At 71.6% G+C, this 19,212-nt stretch carries 18 protein-coding genes and 1 pseudogene; 13 read left to right on the forward strand and 6 right to left on the reverse strand.

Annotated elements, in window-relative coordinates:
• Positions 1-4: 4 nt before the first annotated feature.
• The 6 genes and pseudogenes from fliG to BT98_RS23660 all read left to right on the forward strand — a co-directional run bounded on the left by fliG (position 5) and on the right by BT98_RS23660 (position 6,502).
• Positions 5-988 carry a flagellar motor switch protein FliG gene (gene fliG, locus BT98_RS0107925; protein ID WP_019461778.1) on the forward strand — a complete coding sequence of 328 codons (984 nt, stop codon included), beginning with the start codon at positions 5-7 and terminating at the stop codon, positions 986-988.
• Positions 988-1,692 carry a FliH/SctL family protein gene (locus tag BT98_RS27765; protein ID WP_019461779.1) on the forward strand — a complete coding sequence of 235 codons (705 nt, stop codon included), beginning with the start codon at positions 988-990 and terminating at the stop codon, positions 1,690-1,692. Before fliG ends, BT98_RS27765 begins: the two co-directional genes overlap by 1 nt.
• The gene (gene fliN, locus BT98_RS23650) at positions 1,689-2,039 is read left to right on the forward strand and encodes a flagellar motor switch protein FliN (RefSeq protein ID WP_019461780.1); all 351 of its coding nucleotides are present in this window, start codon (positions 1,689-1,691) and stop codon (positions 2,037-2,039) included. Before BT98_RS27765 ends, fliN begins: the two co-directional genes overlap by 4 nt.
• Positions 2,040-2,041: 2 nt before the next feature.
• The gene (locus BT98_RS0107940; RefSeq protein ID WP_019461781.1) at positions 2,042-3,463 is read left to right on the forward strand and encodes a sigma-54 interaction domain-containing protein; all 1,422 of its coding nucleotides are present in this window, start codon (positions 2,042-2,044) and stop codon (positions 3,461-3,463) included.
• Between the two features lie 4 nt (positions 3,464-3,467).
• A pseudogene (gene flhA, locus BT98_RS23655) lies at positions 3,468-5,530 on the forward strand (flagellar biosynthesis protein FlhA).
• A 63-nt stretch (positions 5,531-5,593) separates the two neighbouring features.
• Entirely contained in the window at positions 5,594-6,502 is a 909-nt protein-coding gene (locus tag BT98_RS23660; RefSeq protein ID WP_019461782.1) for a flagellar biosynthesis protein FlhF, read from the forward strand.
• Positions 6,503-6,509: 7 nt separating this feature from the next.
• Here BT98_RS23660 and BT98_RS0107955 read toward each other — a convergent pair whose 3' ends face one another.
• Together BT98_RS0107955 and BT98_RS0107960 are read right to left on the reverse strand one after the other, a co-directional pair.
• Complete coding sequence (locus BT98_RS0107955) at positions 6,510-7,670, reverse strand: tetratricopeptide repeat protein (protein WP_019461783.1); 1,161 nt, start codon at positions 7,668-7,670, stop codon at positions 6,510-6,512.
• A 71-nt stretch (positions 7,671-7,741) separates the two neighbouring features.
• Positions 7,742-9,406 carry a formate--tetrahydrofolate ligase gene (locus tag BT98_RS0107960; RefSeq protein ID WP_019461784.1) on the reverse strand — a complete coding sequence of 555 codons (1,665 nt, stop codon included), beginning with the start codon at positions 9,404-9,406 and terminating at the stop codon, positions 7,742-7,744.
• 177 nt (positions 9,407-9,583) lie between these two features.
• Here BT98_RS0107960 and BT98_RS28590 point away from each other — a divergent pair, with 177 nt between their 5' ends.
• Positions 9,584-9,838 (forward strand): DUF1289 domain-containing protein, encoded by a 255-nt coding sequence (locus BT98_RS28590; protein WP_369699835.1) that lies wholly within the window; start codon positions 9,584-9,586, stop codon positions 9,836-9,838.
• Positions 9,839-9,848: 10 nt separating this feature from the next.
• Here BT98_RS28590 and BT98_RS0107970 read toward each other — a convergent pair whose 3' ends face one another.
• The 3 genes from BT98_RS0107970 to BT98_RS0107980 all read right to left on the reverse strand — a co-directional run bounded on the left by BT98_RS0107970 (position 9,849) and on the right by BT98_RS0107980 (position 12,868).
• Entirely contained in the window at positions 9,849-10,964 is a 1,116-nt protein-coding gene (locus BT98_RS0107970; RefSeq protein ID WP_019461785.1) for a 2-aminoethylphosphonate--pyruvate transaminase, read from the reverse strand.
• Between the two features lie 127 nt (positions 10,965-11,091).
• A complete protein-coding gene (locus tag BT98_RS0107975; protein WP_019461786.1) occupies positions 11,092-12,138 on the reverse strand; it encodes an NAD(P)H-dependent flavin oxidoreductase in 1,047 nt (348 codons plus the stop codon).
• Between the two features lie 109 nt (positions 12,139-12,247).
• On the reverse strand, positions 12,248-12,868 hold the full coding sequence (locus BT98_RS0107980) for a DUF1194 domain-containing protein (RefSeq protein ID WP_019461787.1): 621 nt from the start codon (positions 12,866-12,868) through the stop codon (positions 12,248-12,250).
• 202 nt (positions 12,869-13,070) lie between these two features.
• Here BT98_RS0107980 and BT98_RS0107985 point away from each other — a divergent pair, with 202 nt between their 5' ends.
• The 3 genes from BT98_RS0107985 to queE all read left to right on the forward strand — a co-directional run bounded on the left by BT98_RS0107985 (position 13,071) and on the right by queE (position 15,055).
• A complete protein-coding gene (locus tag BT98_RS0107985; RefSeq protein ID WP_019461788.1) occupies positions 13,071-13,769 on the forward strand; it encodes an exopolysaccharide biosynthesis protein in 699 nt (232 codons plus the stop codon).
• 93 nt (positions 13,770-13,862) lie between these two features.
• On the forward strand, positions 13,863-14,426 hold the full coding sequence (locus BT98_RS0107990) for a 6-pyruvoyl trahydropterin synthase family protein (RefSeq protein ID WP_019461789.1): 564 nt from the start codon (positions 13,863-13,865) through the stop codon (positions 14,424-14,426).
• Positions 14,423-15,055, forward strand: a complete 633-nt coding sequence (queE, locus tag BT98_RS0107995; RefSeq protein ID WP_019461790.1) for a 7-carboxy-7-deazaguanine synthase — start codon at positions 14,423-14,425, stop codon at positions 15,053-15,055. Before BT98_RS0107990 ends, queE begins: the two co-directional genes overlap by 4 nt.
• 111 nt (positions 15,056-15,166) lie before the next feature.
• Here queE and BT98_RS0108000 read toward each other — a convergent pair whose 3' ends face one another.
• The gene (locus BT98_RS0108000; RefSeq protein ID WP_202801211.1) at positions 15,167-15,382 is read right to left on the reverse strand and encodes a hypothetical protein; all 216 of its coding nucleotides are present in this window, start codon (positions 15,380-15,382) and stop codon (positions 15,167-15,169) included.
• A 369-nt stretch (positions 15,383-15,751) separates the two neighbouring features.
• Here BT98_RS0108000 and BT98_RS23665 point away from each other — a divergent pair, with 369 nt between their 5' ends.
• The 3 genes from BT98_RS23665 (at position 15,752) to BT98_RS0108015 (ending at position 19,203) form a co-directional block, all read left to right on the forward strand.
• The gene (locus BT98_RS23665; protein WP_019461792.1) at positions 15,752-16,150 is read left to right on the forward strand and encodes a 6-carboxytetrahydropterin synthase; all 399 of its coding nucleotides are present in this window, start codon (positions 15,752-15,754) and stop codon (positions 16,148-16,150) included.
• 67 nt (positions 16,151-16,217) lie between these two features.
• Complete coding sequence (locus BT98_RS0108010; RefSeq protein WP_019461793.1) at positions 16,218-16,736, forward strand: hypothetical protein; 519 nt, start codon at positions 16,218-16,220, stop codon at positions 16,734-16,736.
• Positions 16,737-16,740: 4 nt separating this feature from the next.
• Positions 16,741-19,203 (forward strand): putative bifunctional diguanylate cyclase/phosphodiesterase, encoded by a 2,463-nt coding sequence (locus tag BT98_RS0108015; protein WP_019461794.1) that lies wholly within the window; start codon positions 16,741-16,743, stop codon positions 19,201-19,203.
• Positions 19,204-19,212 lie beyond the last annotated feature (9 nt).

Below are 19,212 nucleotides of genomic sequence, written 5' to 3' on the forward strand. Positions count from 1 at the left end.
GAGCATGAAGGGTCCGCAGAAGGCGGCCACGCTGATGCTGGCGATGGGCGAGGAGAAGGCGGCCACGCTGATCGCCAAGCTGGACAAGGACGAGATCCGGGATCTTTCCCTGGCCATGGCGCGTCTCGGCACGGTGAGGGCCGAGGCTGTCGAGGAGGTCTGCCGCGAGTTCGCCGAGGGCATGGGCTCCACCGGCACGCTGACCGGCAGCTACGAGGCGACGGAGCGCATGCTGCTGCGCACCCTGCCGCCCGACCGCGTGTCCCAGATTATGGAGGAGATCCGCGGCCCCGCCGGGCGCACCATGTGGGAGAAGCTGGGCAACGTGAACGAGGCGCTGCTCGCGAACTTCCTCAAGAACGAATACCCGCAGACCGTGGCGGTGGTGCTGAGCAAGATCCGCCCCGACCACGCGGCGCGGGTGCTGGCGCTGCTGCCGGAAGGCTTCGCCATGGAGGTCGTCATGCGGATGCTGCGCATGGAAACCATCCAGAAGGAGGCGCTGGAGGGCGTGGAGCGGACGCTGAAGGCGGAGTTCATGAGCAACCTCGCCCGCTCCACGCATCGCGACGCGCATGAATCGATGGCAGAGATCTTCAACAACCTCGACCGTTCCGCCGAGGGCCGGATCATGGCGGCGCTGGAGGAGCGCAACCGCGAGAGCGCCGAGCGCATCCGCACGCTGATGTTCACCTTCGAGGACCTGCGGCGCCTGGATGGCCCGGCGGTGCAGGTGCTGCTGCGCACGGTGGAGAAGGACAAGCTCGCGCTCGCGCTGAAGGGGGCGAGCGAGGAGATGAAGGGGCTGTTCTTCAGCAACCTTTCCGAACGCGCCGGCAAGATGCTGAAGGACGACCTGGCGGCGCTCGGCCCTGTGCGCCTGCGCGACGTGGACGAGGCCCAGGCCCTGATGGTCGCGCTGGCCAAGGATCTCGCCGCGCAGGGGCAGATCCAGATCAACAAGACCCAGGATGCGATGCTGGCCTGATGCGGGACGACGCCTTCCTTCCCCTCCTGCTCGGCACCCGCGCGCCCGTGCCGGCACAGCCCCCGCCCCCCGAGCGGCCGGCGCTGGAGTTCCCCGACCTCGACGCGCCGCCCGCCCCTGCCCCGGCGGCGCCCGTGCCCCCGGCCGATCCCGCGCCGGACCGCGAGGCGGAGATGGAGGCGCTGATCGGGATCGCCCGCGAGGCGGGCTTCGCCGACGGACTGGCGGAAGGCGAGCGGCGCGGGCGCGAGGCGGAGGCGGCGCGGCGCGAGGCCGGGCTGGACGGGCTGCTGGCCGCCACCCTGTCGCAGGTGGACACCGCCCTGGCGCGGATGCGGGCCGAGGCGGAGGAACAGGCGGAGGCCTTCGCCCTGCTGCTGCTGCGGAGCCTGGACCTGGCCCTGCCCCTGGCCGCGGCGCGGGAGGCCCCCGCCATGCTGGAGCGCCTGCTGCAGCTCCTGGGTCCGGTCACGGAGGCGCCGGCCGGCGCGGTGCTGCGGGTGCCTCCGGCCCTGCTGGAACAGGCGCGGGCGCGCCTGGACAGCACCGGCCTGCCGGTGGAGGCCGATCCCGCCCTGCCGCCCGGCGACGCGCGCATCGCCTGGCGCGGCGGCGGCCTCGCTTTGGTTCTGGCGGAGCGTCGCGCCGCCATTCGCGAGGCGATGGCCTCGCTCGGCTTCACGGATGAGGAAATCCCGTCATGAGCGGACAGTTCGAGCCCCTCGCTACCCAGGGTGCCCCCCAGGGCACCGCCGCCGGCGGCACGCTGGCGCAGGAACGCGGCACGCCGGGCCAGGCAGGCACCCCCGGCCTGGGCGCGGTCTATGACATTCCGGTCCAGGTCAGCGCCGTGCTGGGCCACGCCACGATGCAGGTGAGCCAGCTCCTCAAGCTGGGGCGCGGCGCCGTGGTGGAACTCGACCGCAAGCTCGGCGAGGCGGTGGACATCTACGTCAACAACCGCCTCGTCGCGCGTGGCGAGGTGGTGATGGTGGACGACAACCGCCTCGGCGTGACCATGACCGAGATCGTCAAGACGGACCGGAGCTGAGGATGACACGCCTCCTCATCGTCGGCAGCCTGGAGGGCGAGCTCGGCCAGGCCGCGCGCATCGCCCGGGCCGGCGGGGCGCGGCTGGCGCAGGCCGACGGCGTCTCCACCGCGATCGCCCATGCCCGGGCCGAGGGCTGCGACCTCGTGCTCTGCGACGTGCTGCACGACGTCGCCTGGCTGGTGCAGGCGCTGGAGGCCGAGCGCATCGCCTGTCCCGTGGTGGCCTGCGGCCGCTCCTCGGACGCCGCGGCGGCGGTGCGGGCGATCCGGGCCGGCGCGCGCGAGTTCCTGCCGCTGCCGGCCGAGCCCGATCTGATCGCCGCCATGCTGCGGGCGGCCGCCGGCGACGAGCACGCGCCGGTGCACCGCGACCCGGCCATGGCCGCCGTGCTGTCCCGCGCCGAGACCGTGGCGCGGGCCGAGGCCAGCGTGCTGATCACCGGGGAGAGCGGCACGGGCAAGGAGGTCCTGGCGCGCCACATCCACCGTCATTCCCGCCGCGCCAACGGCCCCTTCGTCGCGCTGAACTGCGCTGCGCTGCCGGAGACGCTGCTGGAATCCGAGCTCTTCGGCCATGAGAAGGGCGCCTTCTCCGGCGCCGTCGCGGCCCGGCGCGGCAAGTTCGAGCAGGCCGATGGCGGAACGCTGCTGCTGGACGAGATCGGCGAGATGGACGTCCGGTTGCAGGCCAAGATCCTGCGCGTGCTGCAGGAGCGGGAGGTGGACCGGCTTGGCGGCACGGCGCCGGTGAAGGTCGATGTCCGCATCCTCGCCGCCACCAACCGCGACCTTGGCGCCGAGGTGCGGGCCGGGCGCTTCCGCGAGGACCTGCTTTTCCGCCTGCGGGTGGTGAGCCTGCGCCTGCCCGCGCTGCGCGACCGCGCCGGCGACATCCTGCCGATCGCCGAGCACTACGCCGCCCGCTATGCCGAGGCCAACGGGCTGCCGCACCGCCCCTTCGCGCCGCAGGCGCGGGCGATGCTGCTGTCCCATCCCTGGCCCGGCAATGTGCGGGAGCTGGAGAACGCCGTGCACCGCGCGGTGCTGCTGGCCGAGGGCGACGAGATCGGCCCCATGGCGATCGAGCTGGACCAGCCGCTGCCATCCGTGCCCGAACCCGCCACCGCTGCGGAGACCGTGCCCCGGCCCGCCACGCCGGCCGGGATCGTGGCGCTGGTCGGGCGGCGGGTGGAGGATGTGGAGCGCGACCTGATCCTGGAAACGCTGGGCCACTGCCTGGGCAACCGCACCCGCGCCGCCGAGATCCTCGGCATCTCCATCCGCACCCTGCGCAACAAGCTGCACGAGTACCGCGCCGCGGGCGCCAGCGTCCCAGCCGCACCGGGGCAGGCACCGCTGCCGGCGCTGCCCGGAGCTCTTTCCGCCATGATGCCCATCGGCGCCGGGGCGGAGCCGGTCTGAGCCGATGCTGGCCCTCGCGCAACGCCTGAAGACCTTCAGCCCCGGCAGCGACACGGGCCTTGCCCTGGGCGTGGCGGCGCTGATCGCGGTGCTGGTGGTGCCGCTGCCGCCGTTCCTGCTCGACGCGGCGCTGGCCATCTCGCTGACCCTCAGCGTGCTGGTGCTGATGACGGCGCTGTTCCTCCAGCGGCCGCTGGACTTCACCTCCTTCCCCACGCTGCTGCTGCTGACCACGCTGCTGCGCCTGGCGCTCAACGTCGCCACCACGCGCATCATCCTGACCCATGGGCACGAGGGCCACGGCGCGGCGGGGGCGGTGGTTTCCGCCTTCGGCTCCTTCCTGATGGGCGGCGACGTGCTGGTGGGGCTGATCGTCTTCGCGATCCTGCTGGTCGTGAACTTCATGGTGGTGACCAAGGGCTCCGGCCGCATCGCCGAGGTCGCGGCGCGCTTCTCGCTCGACGCCATGCCGGGCAAGCAGATGGCGATCGACGCCGACCTTTCCGCGGGCATCATCGACGAGTCCGAGGCCAAGCGCCGCCGCCGCGACCTGGAGGCGGAGAGCGGATTCTACGGCGCCATGGACGGCGCCGCGAAATTCGTGCGCGGCGATGCCATCGCCGGCCTGATCATCACCGCGATCAACCTGCTGGGCGGCATCGCCATCGGCGTGGTGCGCCAGGGGCTGCCCTTCGGGGAGGCGGTGACCACCTTCTCCGTCCTCACCGTGGGCGACGGGCTGGTGTCGCAGGTGCCGGCGCTGCTGGTCTCGGTCGCCGCCGGCATCGTGGTGACCAAGGGCAATACCGAGGGCACCGCGGACCAGGCGCTGATCGGTCAGCTCGCCACCGGTACCAAGCCGCTGGCGCTGGTTTCCGGCGCGGCGGTCGCCTTCGCCCTGCTGCCGGGCATGCCGATGCTGCCCTTCCTGGCGCTGGCCGGCGGCACGGGCACGCTGGTCTGGTCGCGCCGAAAGGCGGAGGCGGCGAGGGCGGAGGCCGAGAACACCCTGCCCGCAGCGGGGCCCGCGCCGGAGGCGCCCGTCTCGGAATCCCTGCGGATGGATTCGATCCGGGTGGAGCTGGGCTACGGCCTGCTGCCGCTGGCGGCCGGTGACGGGCCGCGCCTGACGGAGCAGATCCGCAACCTGCGCCGCGGCGTGGCGACCGAGATGGGCTTCGTGCTGCCCGCCGTGCGGCTGCAGGACAACCTGGAACTGCCGGCCGACACCTATGTGATCCGGGTGAAGGAGATCGAGGCCGGGCGCGGCCAGTTGCGCCTGCCCATGCACCTCGCGATCGATCCCTCGGGCCAGACGCCCGACCTGCCGGGCGATCCCTGCCAGGAGCCCAGCTTCGGCCTGCCCGCCCGCTGGATCGAGGAGCAGCACCGCGACATGGCGCTGGCCCTCGGCTGCACGGTGGTCGATCCGGCCGGCGTGCTGGCCACGCATCTGACGGAGGTGGTGCGCGAGCACGTGCCCGAGCTGCTGAGCCATGCGGAGACGCAGAAGCTGCTGGACGAGCTGCCGCGCGAGCAGGCGCGGCTGGTCTCGGACCTGATCCCCTCGCAGATCTCCACCGGCACGGTGCAGCGCGTGCTGCAGGCGCTGCTGGCCGAACGCGTCTCGATCCGCGACCTGCCCACCATCCTGGAAGGCATCGGCGAGGCGGTGTCGGGCGGGCTCCGCTCGGTGCCCGGCATGGTCTCGGTGGTGCGCGCCCGGCTGGCGCGCCAGATCAGCGAGGCGGCGCGCGGCCCCAACGGCTATGTGCCGATGATCGCCCTTTCCGCCGAATGGGAACAGCCTTCGCGGAATCCCTGGTCGGCCCGAACGAGGACCGCCAGCTCGCCATGGCGCCGACGCGCCTGCAGGACTTCATGCAGCGTGTGCGCGACAGTTTCGACAAGGCCAGCGCGGCGGGCGAGACGCCCGTGCTGGTCTGCAGCGGCGCGGCGCGCGCGCATGTGCGCGCCATCGTCGAACGCTTCCGGCCCGCGACGGTGGTGCTGTCGCAGGCCGAGATCCATCCGCGCGCGCGCATCCGCACGGTGGGCGCCATCTGATGCGCAGGAATTTTCGTGTCGCCTTCACCTCTCATCAACAGAATTCGTTGCAAGGTTGAACCCATGAAGATCCGCGTATTCAACGGCTCCTGCATGACCGAGGCGATGCGCGTGCTGCGCCTCGAAATGGGTGACGATGCCGTCATCCTCTCCTCCCGCCACACGGAGAACGGCGTCGAGGTCACCGCGGTGCTGGACAGCGACGAGCCGCTGCTGATCCCGCCCGATTCCGCGCTGAAGCCGCGGCACGTCATCCCGCCCGAGCTGCTGCGGCACAACCTGCCGCCGGATCTCGCGGCGCGGCTGCGCGGCCCGATGGCCAAGGCGTTGGAGGACGCGCTGCCCTTCGCCGGCCTGCCGGACCCGGCCACGCGCACCCTGGCGCTGGTCGGCCCGCCGGGCGCCGGCAAGACGCTCACCTGCGCCAAGCTCGCCACGCGGCTGGTGATGTCCGGCCAGGCGCCCACCGTGATCACCGCCGATGCCGCCCGCGCCGGCGCCACGGAACAGCTCGCCGCCTTCACCCGGGTCCTCGACCTCACGCTTTCCGCCGCCGTCACGCCGGGGCAGATCTCCCGCGCCGTGGCCCGCCGCACCGCCGGCCAGCCCGTGCTACTCGACACCGCCGGCTGCGATCCCTTCGAGCGGGCGCAGGCCGAGCATCTCCTGGCCGTGCTGCGCGCCGCCGACGCGCATCCGGTGCTGGTGCTGCCGGCCGGGCTGGACGTGGCGGAGGCCACGGAGATCGCCCGGGCCTATGCCGCGCTGGGCGCCCGCTGCATGATCGCCACGCGGCTGGACCAGGCGCGCCGCCTGGGCTCGGTGCTCGCTGCGGCGGAGGCGGGCCCGCTGGCCCTGAGCGAGGCCGGGGTGGGGCCGAACGTCGCCAACGACCTGGTGCCGATCACCCCGGACTGGCTTGCCACCCGGCTGAGCGTCAACGCCCTGCAGCGTGAGTACGAAGCCGCCTGAACCACCCTCAGGCGCGGCCGGCCACCAGCAGGAGGCCGGCCACGGGCTCCCCCTTCTCCCGCCGCAGCACGGCCTCCTGCCGCGCCATGGGGCGCAGCCCCGCCTCGGCGAGCAGGGCGAGCGCATGGTCCGGATGATGGCGGTAGCGCATCCCCTCGCCCAGCGCATAGGGCGCCACCGCCCCCAGTTCGAGGCTGAAGCCGGCGACGCCGCCCTCCGACAGCGCCCCGGCGATTCCCGACAGGGCGGGGCGAAGGTCGCCCAGGTAGTTCAGCACGTCCGCCGCCGCCACGAGGCCGAAAGCCCTGGTCTGCCCTGGCAGGAAGCCCAGCAGGTCGGCCTCGTGCAGGGCGTCGTAGAGCCCTGTCCGCCCGGCCTGCTCCAGCATCCGGGGCGACAGGTCCACCCCCTCCAGGCGCCAGGCGAAGGGCTTCAGCGCGCGTCCGGACAGGCCGGTGCCGCATCCCAGGTCCAGCACCGCGTGGCTTCCATCCGCCGCCACCCCGGCCTGTCGCAGCAGGGCCGCCAGGGCATCGGGCGTGCGGTACTGAAGCTCTTCCACCAGATGCGCGTCGAAGCGCGGCGCGTAGCGGTCGAAGAGTTCGCGCACATAGGCGGCGGGCGCGCGGTCCGGGGCCGGGTCCTCGCCCAGCGCGGCCAGCAGGAAGCGGGCCTGTTCCGCCAGCTCCGGCGGCGCCTCCGCGATGGCCGCCCGCGCCTCCCGCCCCGCCCCTTCCCCGTCGCCGGCCTCGTGCAGCGCATGGGCCAGGGCCAGATGCGTCTCCGCCTCCGGGGCGAGGCGCAGCGCCTCGCGCAACGGCACCAGCGCCTCCGCCACATGCCCCAGGGCCAGCAGCGCCTGCCCCAGGTTGCGGTGGGACACGGCATCGCCGGGGCGCACGGCCAGGGCGCGGCGCAGCAGCGGCACCGCTTCCTCCGCCCGCCCCAGCTCCGCCAGCGAGGCGCCGTGCGAGGCCAGGAAGACGGGCGAATCCGGCCGCAGTGCCAGGGCTCGCGCGGTCAGCGCCGCGGCGCGGGCGGCATCCCCCTGCTGCCGCGCCAGCACGCCGGACAGGTTCAGCGCGTTCGGCTCCTCCGGCACGAGGCGCAGCGCCCGGGCATAGAAGCGCGCCGCCCGGTCGAACTCTCCGGCCCCGTGCCGCGCCATGCCCTCACGCAGCAGGGACTGCGCCTCGGCCAGCGCCGCTCGGGGCCCCCCCCGGGGGTCGCGCGGCGGCTTCAGAACAGCCCCTCGATCCGGCCTTCCGCATCCAGGTGGATGCGCTCGGCGGCGGGGGAGCGCGGCAGGCCGGGCATGGTCATCACCTCGCCGCAGATCACCACGATGAAGCCCGCGCCGGCGGAAAGACGCACCTCCCGCACCGGCAGGACATGGCCGGTGGGCGCGCCGAGCAGCGCGGGATCGGCGGAAAAGGAATACTGCGTCTTGGCGATGCAGACGGGAAAATGCCCGTAGCCCGCCTCCTCGAAGCGCTTCAGCCGCGCATGCACGGCGGGCGGGAAGTTGACCTCGCTGGCGCGGTAGATCTTGCGGGCGATGCTGCGGACCTTGTCCTCCAGCGGCATGGCATCGGGATAGATCGGCGCGAAGCGCGCCGTGCCGCCCTTGATCAGCCGCGTCACCGCGCGGGCCAGATCCGCCGCGCCCGCCGCGCCATCGGCCCAGTGGGTGCAGAGCACGACCTCCGCGCCCAGCGGCGCCATGGCCTCGCGCACCACGGCGAACTCGGCCTCGGTGTCGGAGGTGAACTCGTTCAGCGCCACCACCACCGGCAGGCCGAAGAGGCGCATGTTCTCCACATGGCGCTGCAGGTTCACCACGCCGCGCCGCACCGCCGCCGCGTCCTCCCGGTCCAGGTTCGCACGCGCCACGCCGCCATGCAGCTTCAGCGCCCGCACCGTGGCCACCACCACGCAGGCGGATGGCGCAAGCCCCGCCAGGCGGCACTTGATGTCGCAGAACTTCTCGCCGCCCAGATCGGCGCCGAAGCCGGCCTCCGTCACCACCACATCGGCCAGCCGCAGGCCCAGCCGCGTCGCCGCCACGGAATTGCAGCCATGGGCGATGTTGGCGAAGGGACCGCCATGCACCAGGGCCGGGCTGCCCTCCAGCGTCTGCACCAGGTTCGGGAACATCGCCTCCCGCAGCAGCGCCGCCATGGCGCCGTGCGCCTTGAGGTCGGCGGCGGTGACGCTCGACCCGTCGCGGCGCTGGCCGACGATGATCCGCCCAAGCCGCTCCTGCAGGTCCTCCAGGTCGCGGGCGAGGCAGAGGATCGCCATCACCTCGCTCGCCACGGTGATGTCGAACCCGTCCTCGCGCGGCAGCCCGTTCGGCATGCCGCCCAGCCCGACCAGCACGTCGCGCAGCGCGCGGTCGTTCATGTCGATGGCCCGGCGCCAGGTGACGCGCCGCTGGTCCAGGCCCAGCGCGTTGCCCCAGTGGATGTGGTTGTCCACCATCGCGGAGAGCAGGTTGTTGGCGCTGGTGATGGCGTGGAAGTCACCCGTGAAGTGGAGGTTGATCTCCTCCATCGGCGCCACCTGCGCCCGCCCGCCGCCGGTCGCCCCGCCCTTCACGCCGAAGCAGGGGCCGAGCGAGGGCTCGCGCAGGCAGATCATGGCCTTCGTGCCCAGCGCGTTCAGCGCGTCGCCCAGCCCGATGGTGGTGGTGGTCTTGCCCTCCCCGGCGGCGGTGGGGCTGATGCCCGTCACCAGCACCAGCGCGCCCGTCCGGCCGGAGTCGGGGATGCGGGCCGGGTCCAGCTTGGCCTTGAAGCGGCCATGGGGTTCCAGGGCCTCCTCCGGGATGCCGGCGCGGGCGGCGATCTCCGCGATCGGGCGCAGCGTCGCGGCCCTGGCGATGGCGAGGTCGGTGGTCATGCGGGGCGCGTTCTCCCTCCGGCGGTTCCGGCATCTCCGGGCAGGCCGGCCCGGGCGCGGCGCCCCATCAGGGCGGCTTCCCGCGGCTGCGCCCCGCGGTTACGACGCGCCGCCGGGCGGGGCAAGACGCCGGAGAGGCTCGCGGGCGGCGAATGGCAGGCCCCGGACGGGACGCCGATGAATCCTCCGTCACCCACCCTATCTTCTGCCCCGAATCCGATCAGCATCCGATCGTCCGCCGGAGGAGCCCGCCCCGTGAAGAACCCCTGTACCGGACTGTGCCGCTTCGATTCCGGAACCGGGTGGTGCAAGGGCTGCGGCCGGTCCCGGGCCGATTGCCGCGACTGGAAGCGTCGCCCGGAAACCCGGCCGGGCATCCTGCGCCGCCTGAAGGACCGGATGCGCGCCCTGCGGGAAGCCGGGCGGCGGTAGGCCTTCCGGATCAGGCGAGGACGCCCATCTCCTCCAGCACCTCGCCCATCACCGCCACGGCGTGGCGCATGTCGTCCGGGGTGATGGCGCCGATGCAGCCGATGCGCAGCGTCGGGGCCTCCGTGGTGTGGAAGTTGGAGATCAGCACGCCGCGCTGCTTCAGCGCATCGACGAAGTCCTGCAGCACGAAGCGCCCGCCCGCCTCCGGCCCGGGCGGCTGGTGGAAGGTGGCGATGATCGGCCCCTGGTGTTCCGGTGCCAGATAGGGCCGCAGCCCCAGCGCCGTCATGCCATCCATCAGCACCCGCATGTTCTCGCGGTAGCGGGCGAGGCGGACCCTCTGCCCGCCCTCCGCCTCGTAGAGCTCCAACGCCACGCCGAAGGCGCGCAGCGCCTGCACCGGGGGCGTGAAGCGGAAGGAGCCCCAGCCGGCGCGCTCGGCGGTCAGCATCACGTCCCCCAGGTCGAGGCTCCAGCTCCCGGCCTGCCCGGCGCGCTCGCGCGTGCGGTCGGCGGGGCAGACGGCGAAGCCCAGCCCCGGCATGCCCTCCAGGCACTTGTTGGAGGTGAAGGTGACGGCATCGATCTCGTCATGCTCGGCGAGGCGGAAGGGCCAGGCGCCGAAGGCGCTCACCATGTCCAGGATCATGCGCCGCCCGGCCTTGCGCACCGCCTCGCCCATCACGGCGGGGTCGTTGACGATGCCGCTGCCGGTCTCGCTGACCACGGCGATCAGGTGGCTGGCCTCCGGATGCGCGGCGAAACCGGCGGCGATCTCCCGCGCCGTCACCGGCCGGGTGTCGGGCACGGGGATGGCGATGGGCCTGCGCCCCGCCTCGCTGGCCAGCCGCCAGATCCGCTCCGCGTACTGCCCGTTCATCGGCACCAGGAAGGCGCCGCCCGCCGGCACGAAGGTGCGGATCGCGGCCTCCACGACGAAATGGCCGGAACCCTGCAGGGGCAGCGTCACGTGATGCCCCGGCGTGCCGCCCGCGACCTCCACGATCTTCTCGCGGATCTCGGCATATTCGGCGCGGAAGTCGAGGTCCCAGGGTGCGATGTCCACCGCCATGGCGGCGCGCACCCGCGGATCGGTCTGCACGGGGCCGGGGGTGAGCAGCAGCATGGGAGCACCTCTGGATCTGGATGGCCGGATCTGGATGAACGGACGCGCGGCAGGCTGCGCCAGCCCCGGCGCCGAGGGAAGCCTCGGTCCGGGGTTTTTCCCCGCATGGCCCTCCCGGAGTCCGGGATCAGCCTTCCAGCCCGGCCTCGCGAACCAGGGTCGCGACCAGCGCGTCGGCAGGCATCGCGCGGGCCAGCGGCGCGCCCTGCCCGGCCCACCAGGCGGCATAGCCTTCCTCGCCCCGCGCCATGGCCGCCTGATGCAGGGCCTTGCCGGCGTCGTAGGTGAACGGATAGCCGGGCGCGTCCTCGCCCGCGCCGAACTCGGCGGTGAAGCGGTTCTCCAGCCCACGCGCCGGACGGCCGGAGATGGCGGCGGTGACGACCGTGCCACGCCCGTCGGCCAGGGCCGCGCGGTGGCCGGGGCTGGCCGAGGATTCCGGGCAGGCGATGAAGGCGGTGCCGAGTTGCGCCGCAGCGGCACCCAGCCGCAGGGCCGCCGCGACCCCGGCGCCGTCCATGATCCCGCCGGCCGCGACCACGGGCAGCCGCGACTGGCGGACCAGGAGGCGCACCAGGGCGAAGGTGCCGATCCGCTCGTCCGGCAGGCCGTCGAAGACCCCGCGATGGCCGCCGGCCTCGATGCCCTGGGCGACCAGCGCATGAACGCCCGCTGCCTCGGCCTGGGCGGCCTCGCGCGGGCTGGTGGCGGTGGCGAGGAGCGTGATGCCCGTGTCACGGAGCGCTGCCAGCCGGGCCGCATCGGGCAGGCCGAAGTGGAAGCTGACGACCGGCGGCCGCTCCTCCAGCAGCATGGCCAGCATCGCCTCGTCGGTGAGGAAGCTGGCGTAGATTTCGCGCAGTGCCGCCGGGGGTTCCGCGCCGAGGGCCGCGAAGGCCGGGCGCAGCCGCGCCAGCCAGGCGGCCTCCCGTGCCGGGTCCTGCGCGGCCGGGCGGTGGCAGAAGAGGTTGACGTTGAAGGGCGCCGCCGTGCGGGCCCGGATCTCCCGGATCATCTCCCGCGCCGCCGGTGCCGCCACGGCGCCGACCCCGATGGAGCCCAGCCCGCCGGCCTCCGAGACGGCGGCGGCCAGGGCGGGAGTGGAAACGCCCGCCATCGGCGCCTGGATGATCGGGGAGCGGACCCCCAGCCGGACCAGAAGCGGATCGCGCATGGCTATATCTTCCCTCCGATTCGTCCCCCGCTGATAGACCTTCCGGTCCACTCGTCACAGGCAGGCTCCGGTGGTTGGCGGGCCGGCCGGGCCGGGTGGGCTGCGGGAGTCAGACGGAAAGGCTGCCGCGGATCTCGCGGAACAGCTTGCGGGCGATGGCCTCGGCGAAATCGGCATAGTCGGCGCAGGCCATGGCGAAGCAGCCCGGGCCGCCGATCACCTCCGCCTCGTAATGAGCCAGCAGGTCCGGCTCCTCGTTGAGCACCGCCAGTCCGTTGACCACCACCTCCGCCTCCACCGCCAGATCCCGCACCGGACCGGAAGGGCGGCCGGTATTGCCCGCCCCGTCGCCCGAGACATCGAGCACCAGCCGTTCCGCCCACGCCGGAAAGGCCGCCAGCCGCGCCAGGGCGGCCGCCATGCCCTCGCCCAGCGCGGTGGCGCCGGGTGGCGGCAGGCGGGGGGAGTTGTCGATCGCATCGGCCAGGGCCGAGGCGGAGGCCCCATCCGTCACGAGCAGCCAGGGAACTGCCAGGGCCTGTGCCCCCGGTCCGGACCATTGCAGCAGCGTCACCGCCACCGCGCCGCGCGGGCCCGAGGTCGCGGCGGCGACCAGCGCCGCCTGCCGCCAGGCCGCGGCCAGCCCGCCCATCATCAGCCCGAACTCGTCGTAATCCACCGAGGCGGACACATCGACCGCCAGGCAGAGCGCCAGATCAACGTCCCGCATGGCATCGCTTGGAGCATGCCGCCAGGCCGCGCGGGAAGCCCCGTCCGATCCCGCCGAAGGCAGGCGGAGGGTGACCGATTGTAATAAGATGGAGAAAAATCCACTTTCGATCTCGCTTTCGCCTCCGCCAGCCCCCAGCTTGCGTGCCGGTGCCCGGCATGGGCCGCCCCGACGACCCGCGAGGAGGAGCAGGCTTTTCCGCATGGATGGTGTTTCCGACGAGGCGGCCCTGCGGCCGCAGCGCTCCCCTTCCACGCCCGGCCCCTCCACGACCACAGGCGGTGCCTCCCATGGCGGCGATCTGCATGAGGGTGCTCCCATCTCCCGCATCATCGCGGAGGTCGCGGCCGCCTGTCCGGGCGAGCGGATCACCCTGGGCGAGATGGCGGAAGCCTTCGGCGACCGCGCCTTCGGCCTGCTGATCCTGCTCCTCTGCCTGCCGGCGCTGCTGCCCGGCATGGCCAGCGTCTTCGGCCTGCCGATGCTCCTGCTGGGCGCGCAGATGGGCCTGGGCCGCCAGGTGCCTGCCCTGCCCGGCTTTCTGGCACGGCGCTCGGTGAAGCGCGCCGACCTTCTCCGCCTGTCGGGGAGCTCCTCCCGCTGGCTGCGGCGCTTCGAGGCGCGGCTGCACCCGCATGACGGCTGGTTCACCTCCCCTGCCGGGGACCGGCTCGTCGGCTGGCTCACCGTGCTCTGCGCCGTGATGCTGATCCTGCCCGGCCCCGGCACCAATGGCCCGCCGGCCTTTGGCAACATCGTCATGGCCCTGGGTGTGGTGGAGCGCGACAACCGGCTGGTCGGCTGGGGCGTGGCGCTGACCGCGGCGGGCTGCCTCTTCGCGGCGGCGGTGCTCATCGCCATCTGCTGGCTCGGCTTCCAGGGACTGTCCTGGTTTCTCTGACTTGGTTCCTTTGGGCCGCCCTGCCGCGAACGCGGAGCCGGGCCGGGCGCTCCTCGCTTCTATACGGGCCCGCCTTGGTCTAGAGGACCGCGCATGTTCGGTCTCGTCTTTTCACGCCGCTATGCCATGGGGCACCGCCTGCTGTCGGGCGGTTCGGAGAAATGCGCCGTGCCGCATGGGCACAACGAGACGGTGACGGTGCGGCTGGAGGCGGCCCACCCGGCGCCGCTGGACGGCCACGCCAACATGGTCGAGCCCTTCGAGCGCGCGAAGTCCTGCTGGCACCGCTGGATCGACGGGGCAGTGGACCATGCCTTTCAGATCGCGGAACACGACCCGTTGCTGGCCTGGTTCCGCCAGAACGAGCCGCATCGCCTGGACCGCCTCCTGGTCACGCCCGGCGACCCGACCACCGAGGTCCTGGCCTGCCTGTTCATGAGCAAGCTGAACACGTTCCTGGCGGAGGATGGCGGCCGGCTGCGCTGCGCCGGCATCCGGATCGAGGAAACGCCCACCAACACCGTCACCTTCGACGGCGATCCCCTGGCCTTCCTGCCCGCCGCCGCCCTGGACGGGGCACCCCGTTGGTGGCAGCGGGCGGATGACAGCATCAACGACCTGTCCATGCCCTTGCGGGCCGTGGTGGGCGCAGCATGAGCTACGCCGTCAAGGAGATCTTCGCGACCCTCCAGGGCGAGGGCGCACAGGCTGGCCGGCCCTCGGTCTTCTGCCGCTTCGCCGGCTGCAACCTCTGGAGCGGGCGGGAGGAGGACCGTGCCGGGGCGGTCTGCCAGTTCTGCGACACGGACTTCATCGGCATGGATGGCGAGGGCGGCGGCCGCTTCGCGGATGCCGGGGCCCTGGCCGCGGCGATCGAGGCCTCCTGGCCCGGCGGTGCGTCGCATCGCTACGTGGTCTTCACGGGCGGCGAACCGCTGTTGCAACTCGACACGCACCTGATCGCGGCGGTGCACGAGCGGGGCTTCGAGATCGCGGTGGAAAGCAACGGGACGGTGGAGCCGCCAGAGGGGATCGACTGGCTCTGCATCAGCCCCAAGGCCGGCGCTCCGCTCAAGGTCCGGTGCGGCTCCGAGTTGAAGCTTGTCTTTCCACAGCCCAAACTGATGCCCGATTCCCTGCCACCGCTGGAATTCGGGCATTTCTACCTGCAGCCGATGGATGGCCCGGACCGGCTGGCCCATACCGAGGCGGCGGTGCGCTACTGCCTGGAACACCCACAATGGCGGCTATCGCTGCAAACCCATAAACTGATCGGCATCCCCTGACCCCTGCCTCCGGTGGCCTGACGCCGGTCCACCCTCGCCCCGGGCCGGGGTGAGGTTTGGAGCGACCGGGAGAAGCCTGTCAGGTCACCGGACCGGTCCCGGCCGGAAAGCTCAGTGCTTGGTTTCCGGCTCGTAGTGCCCGCACCAATCGTCGTTGGAAACCTTGGGCCAGAGGCCATGGGCCTCGGCGCTGGGCTGCGTCACCGGCGGGTTGTAGCGGCAGAGGCCCAGCTTCTCGTCATGCTTCGGGGCGGCTTGCCCGGCCATGTGCAGGTCGAAGAAGGTGCACTTCTCGCAGGCAGCCTGATTCATCGAGGCAGCAGACATCGTGGTCCTCCAAAATGCGGTCGATGTGGCGCGGCCTGCGCCACGTGTTCCGGAACGGGTGCATCCTGTTGCCGGTCATGGATGGATAACAATCTCCAAGAACAATCGCTTCCTTCACAAGAACAGGACCAGAGGCGAGAATGAGAATTTCTTTCAACCTGGCAGTTTTCCTCGTTACCGCCTACATCCACGCGGTTCCGGAAGCCCTCGCAGCCCGACCCTCGCCGTGGCCGGGCCTGGACCCGTCACGTGGAAAACAGGCCACACTCCACCAAAGGTTGTTTTCCTGGTGAACCATAACCTTATGGTTGTCGTTATTGTCGTGATACAATTCCACAGCTTGCCGCATCCTGCGGCTCGGGAACGATCATGATTGAAACCCTGAAGGAATTCACCTTCGAGGCCGCGCACCAGCTTCCCCCCTTCTCGGGGCTGCACGGGCATTCCTTCCTGGTGCAGGTCTTTCTGCGGGGCGAGCCGGACCCGGTCTATGGCTGGTCCCATAACCTCTACGAGGTGGAGAAGGTGGTGGAGAAGGTCCGGCTGAAAGTCGACCACACCTACCTGAATGACATCGAGGGCCTGGAGCATCCCAGCCTGGAGAACGTGGCGCGCTGGATCTGGGGACAGCTTTCCACCGAACTGGATGGACTCGACCGCGTCGTCGTGCGGCGGGGACCGGACGGCCTGGCGGAAGGTTGTACCTATTCCGGTCATTCCGAGGCCGGAAAGCTAGTAACGGACAGAATTCACAACCTTGAAGGGTGATTGCACCAGGAAAATCACGTATGCTGGCCGGAATGGCCTGGGGCGCTCGCTTGTGGAGAGGATAACGATGGACGATCGGCTGACGCGACGCTCCATGGCAAGGCTCCTGACGAGCCTGACGGGCGCCCTGCTGGCCGGCGCCGCCGGCCCACTCGGGACACCGGCTGCCAGGCCTGTCCTGACCGTTGCGGGCAAGATCAAGGTTTTTAACGACGGCGATCTGGCCCGGCTCGACCGCCCGATGCTGGAAGCCCTGGGCATGAGCAGCATCGTGACCCAGACCCCCTGGTACGAGCAGCCAGTGCGCTTCGAGGGTGTGCCGATGGCCAAGTTGATGGAGGAGCTGGGCGCCTTCGGCACCACGGTGCAGGCCGTTGCCCTCAACGAGTACACGACCGAACTGCCGGTGGAGGATTTCTCCCGCTTCGGCACGCTGCTCGCCTTCAAGCGGGACGGCAACTACATGCCGGTCAGTGACAAGGGTCCGTTCTTCATCGTCTATCCCTATGACAGCAACCCCGATCTCCGCGCGCAGCGCTACTATGGGCGCTCCGCCTGGCAGGTGACGCGGCTGATCGTCAAGTAGCCCGATGGAGCCTGCCGCCGGCCCTCCCGCGCTCCCGGCATCGATCGCCCTGCCGGCCTGGGCCTCGCGCTCGCGATCCGTGCTGCTGGCGGCCACGATCCTGCTGATCGGCGTGGCCTTCTACCTGTCCGTCCTGATCGTCCAGCGCCAGCACGCGCTGGAGAACGTGTCGCGCTACAACCTCACCTGGCTGGTGACCCAGTCCGTGCCGGAGCTGAACCGGCTGCAGACCGTGGTGGCCCTCTACGCCCTGCCCGACGGCGACCGGGACGAGGAGCAGGTCCAGCTCTGGCTCGACATCTTCAAGAACCGGCTGCAGCTCTTCGGCAATGGCGAGGCGCGCGAGTTCTTCGACCGGCGCCCGGATATGGACGCCGCCCTGGCGAGGGCACACCAGGTCGCCACCCAGGTCCAGGCGCTGCTGCCACGGCTGGGGGCGGCCGGCACGCCGCAGGAGGTTCTGCGGCTGCTGGCCCCCATCAACCAGGACCTGCTGCGCATCTCGGCGGCCGCCTATGGCGACAGTTCCGAGCGCAATGCCCAGGACCTGCGCGACCTGACGGTGCTGCACTGGACCTTCTCGGGCGTCCTGCTCGGGCTGATCCTGTGCTCCCTGGGCCTCGTCGCCTTCCTGATCGGCAACAACCGCCTGCTGCGGCAGACCTATGCACGGATGCAGGCACTGGTCTCCGACCTCAGCCGCAACCGGCAGGAGCTGATCGAGGCCAAGGAGAACGTGCAGGAGGCGATGCTGGAGGCGCAGGCGCAGAACGAGGTCCTGCACCAGCGCGACCGCGACCTGCACATGCAGAACACGCGCTTCGATGCCGCGCTGAACAACATGTCGCAGGGCCTGTGCATGGTGGATGCGGCGCAGCGGCTGATCGTCTGCAATGTCCGCTTCCTCGACCTCTTCGACATCCCGCCCGCCTCGGTGCGGCAGGGGATGCAGGCGGAGGAGCTGTTCCGCCTCGCCGGGCATCAGCGTTCGGGGCGGGAGCTGGCGCAGCGCAGCCTGGAGGAGCACCGCCGCCTCTCGGAACAGCAGCAGCGCGCCGAGCTGGTGGTGGAGGTGCCCGAGGGCCGCGCCCTGGAGGTGACGCAGGAGCCGATGCCGGATGGCGGCTGGATCGCGACCTATGACGACATCACCGAGCGCCGGCGCACCGAGGCCAGCATCCGCTTCATGGCGCATCACGACATGCTCACGCGCCTGCCCAACCGGCATCTCTTTCGCAGCCAGGTGAAGGAGGCGCTGCAGGACCTGCGGCCGGGGCGCGACGAGATGGCCGTGCTCTGCCTCGACCTCGACCAGTTCAAGCTGGTGAACGACACGCTTGGCCATCCGGCGGGCGATGCGCTGCTGGAGCTGGTGGGGCAGCGCCTGCAGGGCTGCCTGCGCTCCACGGAGGTCGTGGCGCGGCTGAGCGGCGACGAGTTCGCCGTGCTGCACCGCTCGCTCGACCAGCCGCACCAAGCGGAGCTCCTGGCCCAGCGCATCATCGAGGTGATCGGCGCGCCCTACAGCCTGTCCGGACGGGTCGTGGTGGTGGGCGTGAGCATCGGCATCGCCGCGACGCAGGACAACCGGGTCACGCCGGACCAGCTGCTCAGCAAGGCCGACCTCGCCCTCTACCGCGCCAAGGAATCCGGGCGCGGCACCTACCGCATCTTCGAGGATGCGATGGAGGCCGAGATCCACGAGCGGGCGCTGCTGGAGGCCGACCTGCGCACGGCCCTGGCACAGGAGCAGCTGACCCTCGTCTACCAGCCGATCTTCGATCTGGAGGACGGCCGGCTCAACGGCTTCGAGACCCTGCTGCGCTGGCGCCACCCGCAGCGCGGCCCGATCTCTCCGGCGCAGTTCATCCCCCTGGCCGAGGAGATGGGCCTCATCGTGCCCATCGGCGAATGGGTGCTGCGCCGCGCCTGTGCCGAGGCGATGCGCTGGCCCGACCCGATCAGGGTGGCGGTGAACCTGTCGGCCCTGCAGTTCCAGCGCGGCGACATCGTGCAGGCCGTCCGCACGGCGCTGGAGACCTCCGGCCTGCCGCCGTGCCGGCTGGAGCTGGAGATCACGGAATCCGCGCTGCTGCAGGACAACGAGTGCGTCATGGCCATTCTCCGCCAGTTCCGCGACCTCGGCATCAGCACGGCGCTGGACGATTTCGGGACGGGCTATTCCTCGCTCAGCTACCTGCGCAGCTTCGCCTTCGACAAGATCAAGATCGACCAGTCCTTTGTGCGGGAGATGTCGGCGCGGCCGGATTCCCTGGCGATCGTGAACTCGATCGCCGCCCTGGCACATACCCTGGGCATGACCACCACGGCGGAAGGGATCGAGCGCCAGGACCAGCTCCAGCAGCTCCGCGAGGCCGGTTGCACCCAGGGCCAGGGCTTCCTGCTGGGCAGGCCGAGCGAGCCGGGCCAGCTCGCGCACTGGATGCCCGCCCTGGCGGAAAGCTGAACGGGGCCG

Origin of the sequence: Roseomonas mucosa ATCC BAA-692 (assembly GCF_000622225.1) — a bacterium.
In the GTDB taxonomy this organism is placed as follows: Bacteria; Pseudomonadota; Alphaproteobacteria; order Acetobacterales; family Acetobacteraceae; genus Roseomonas; species Roseomonas mucosa.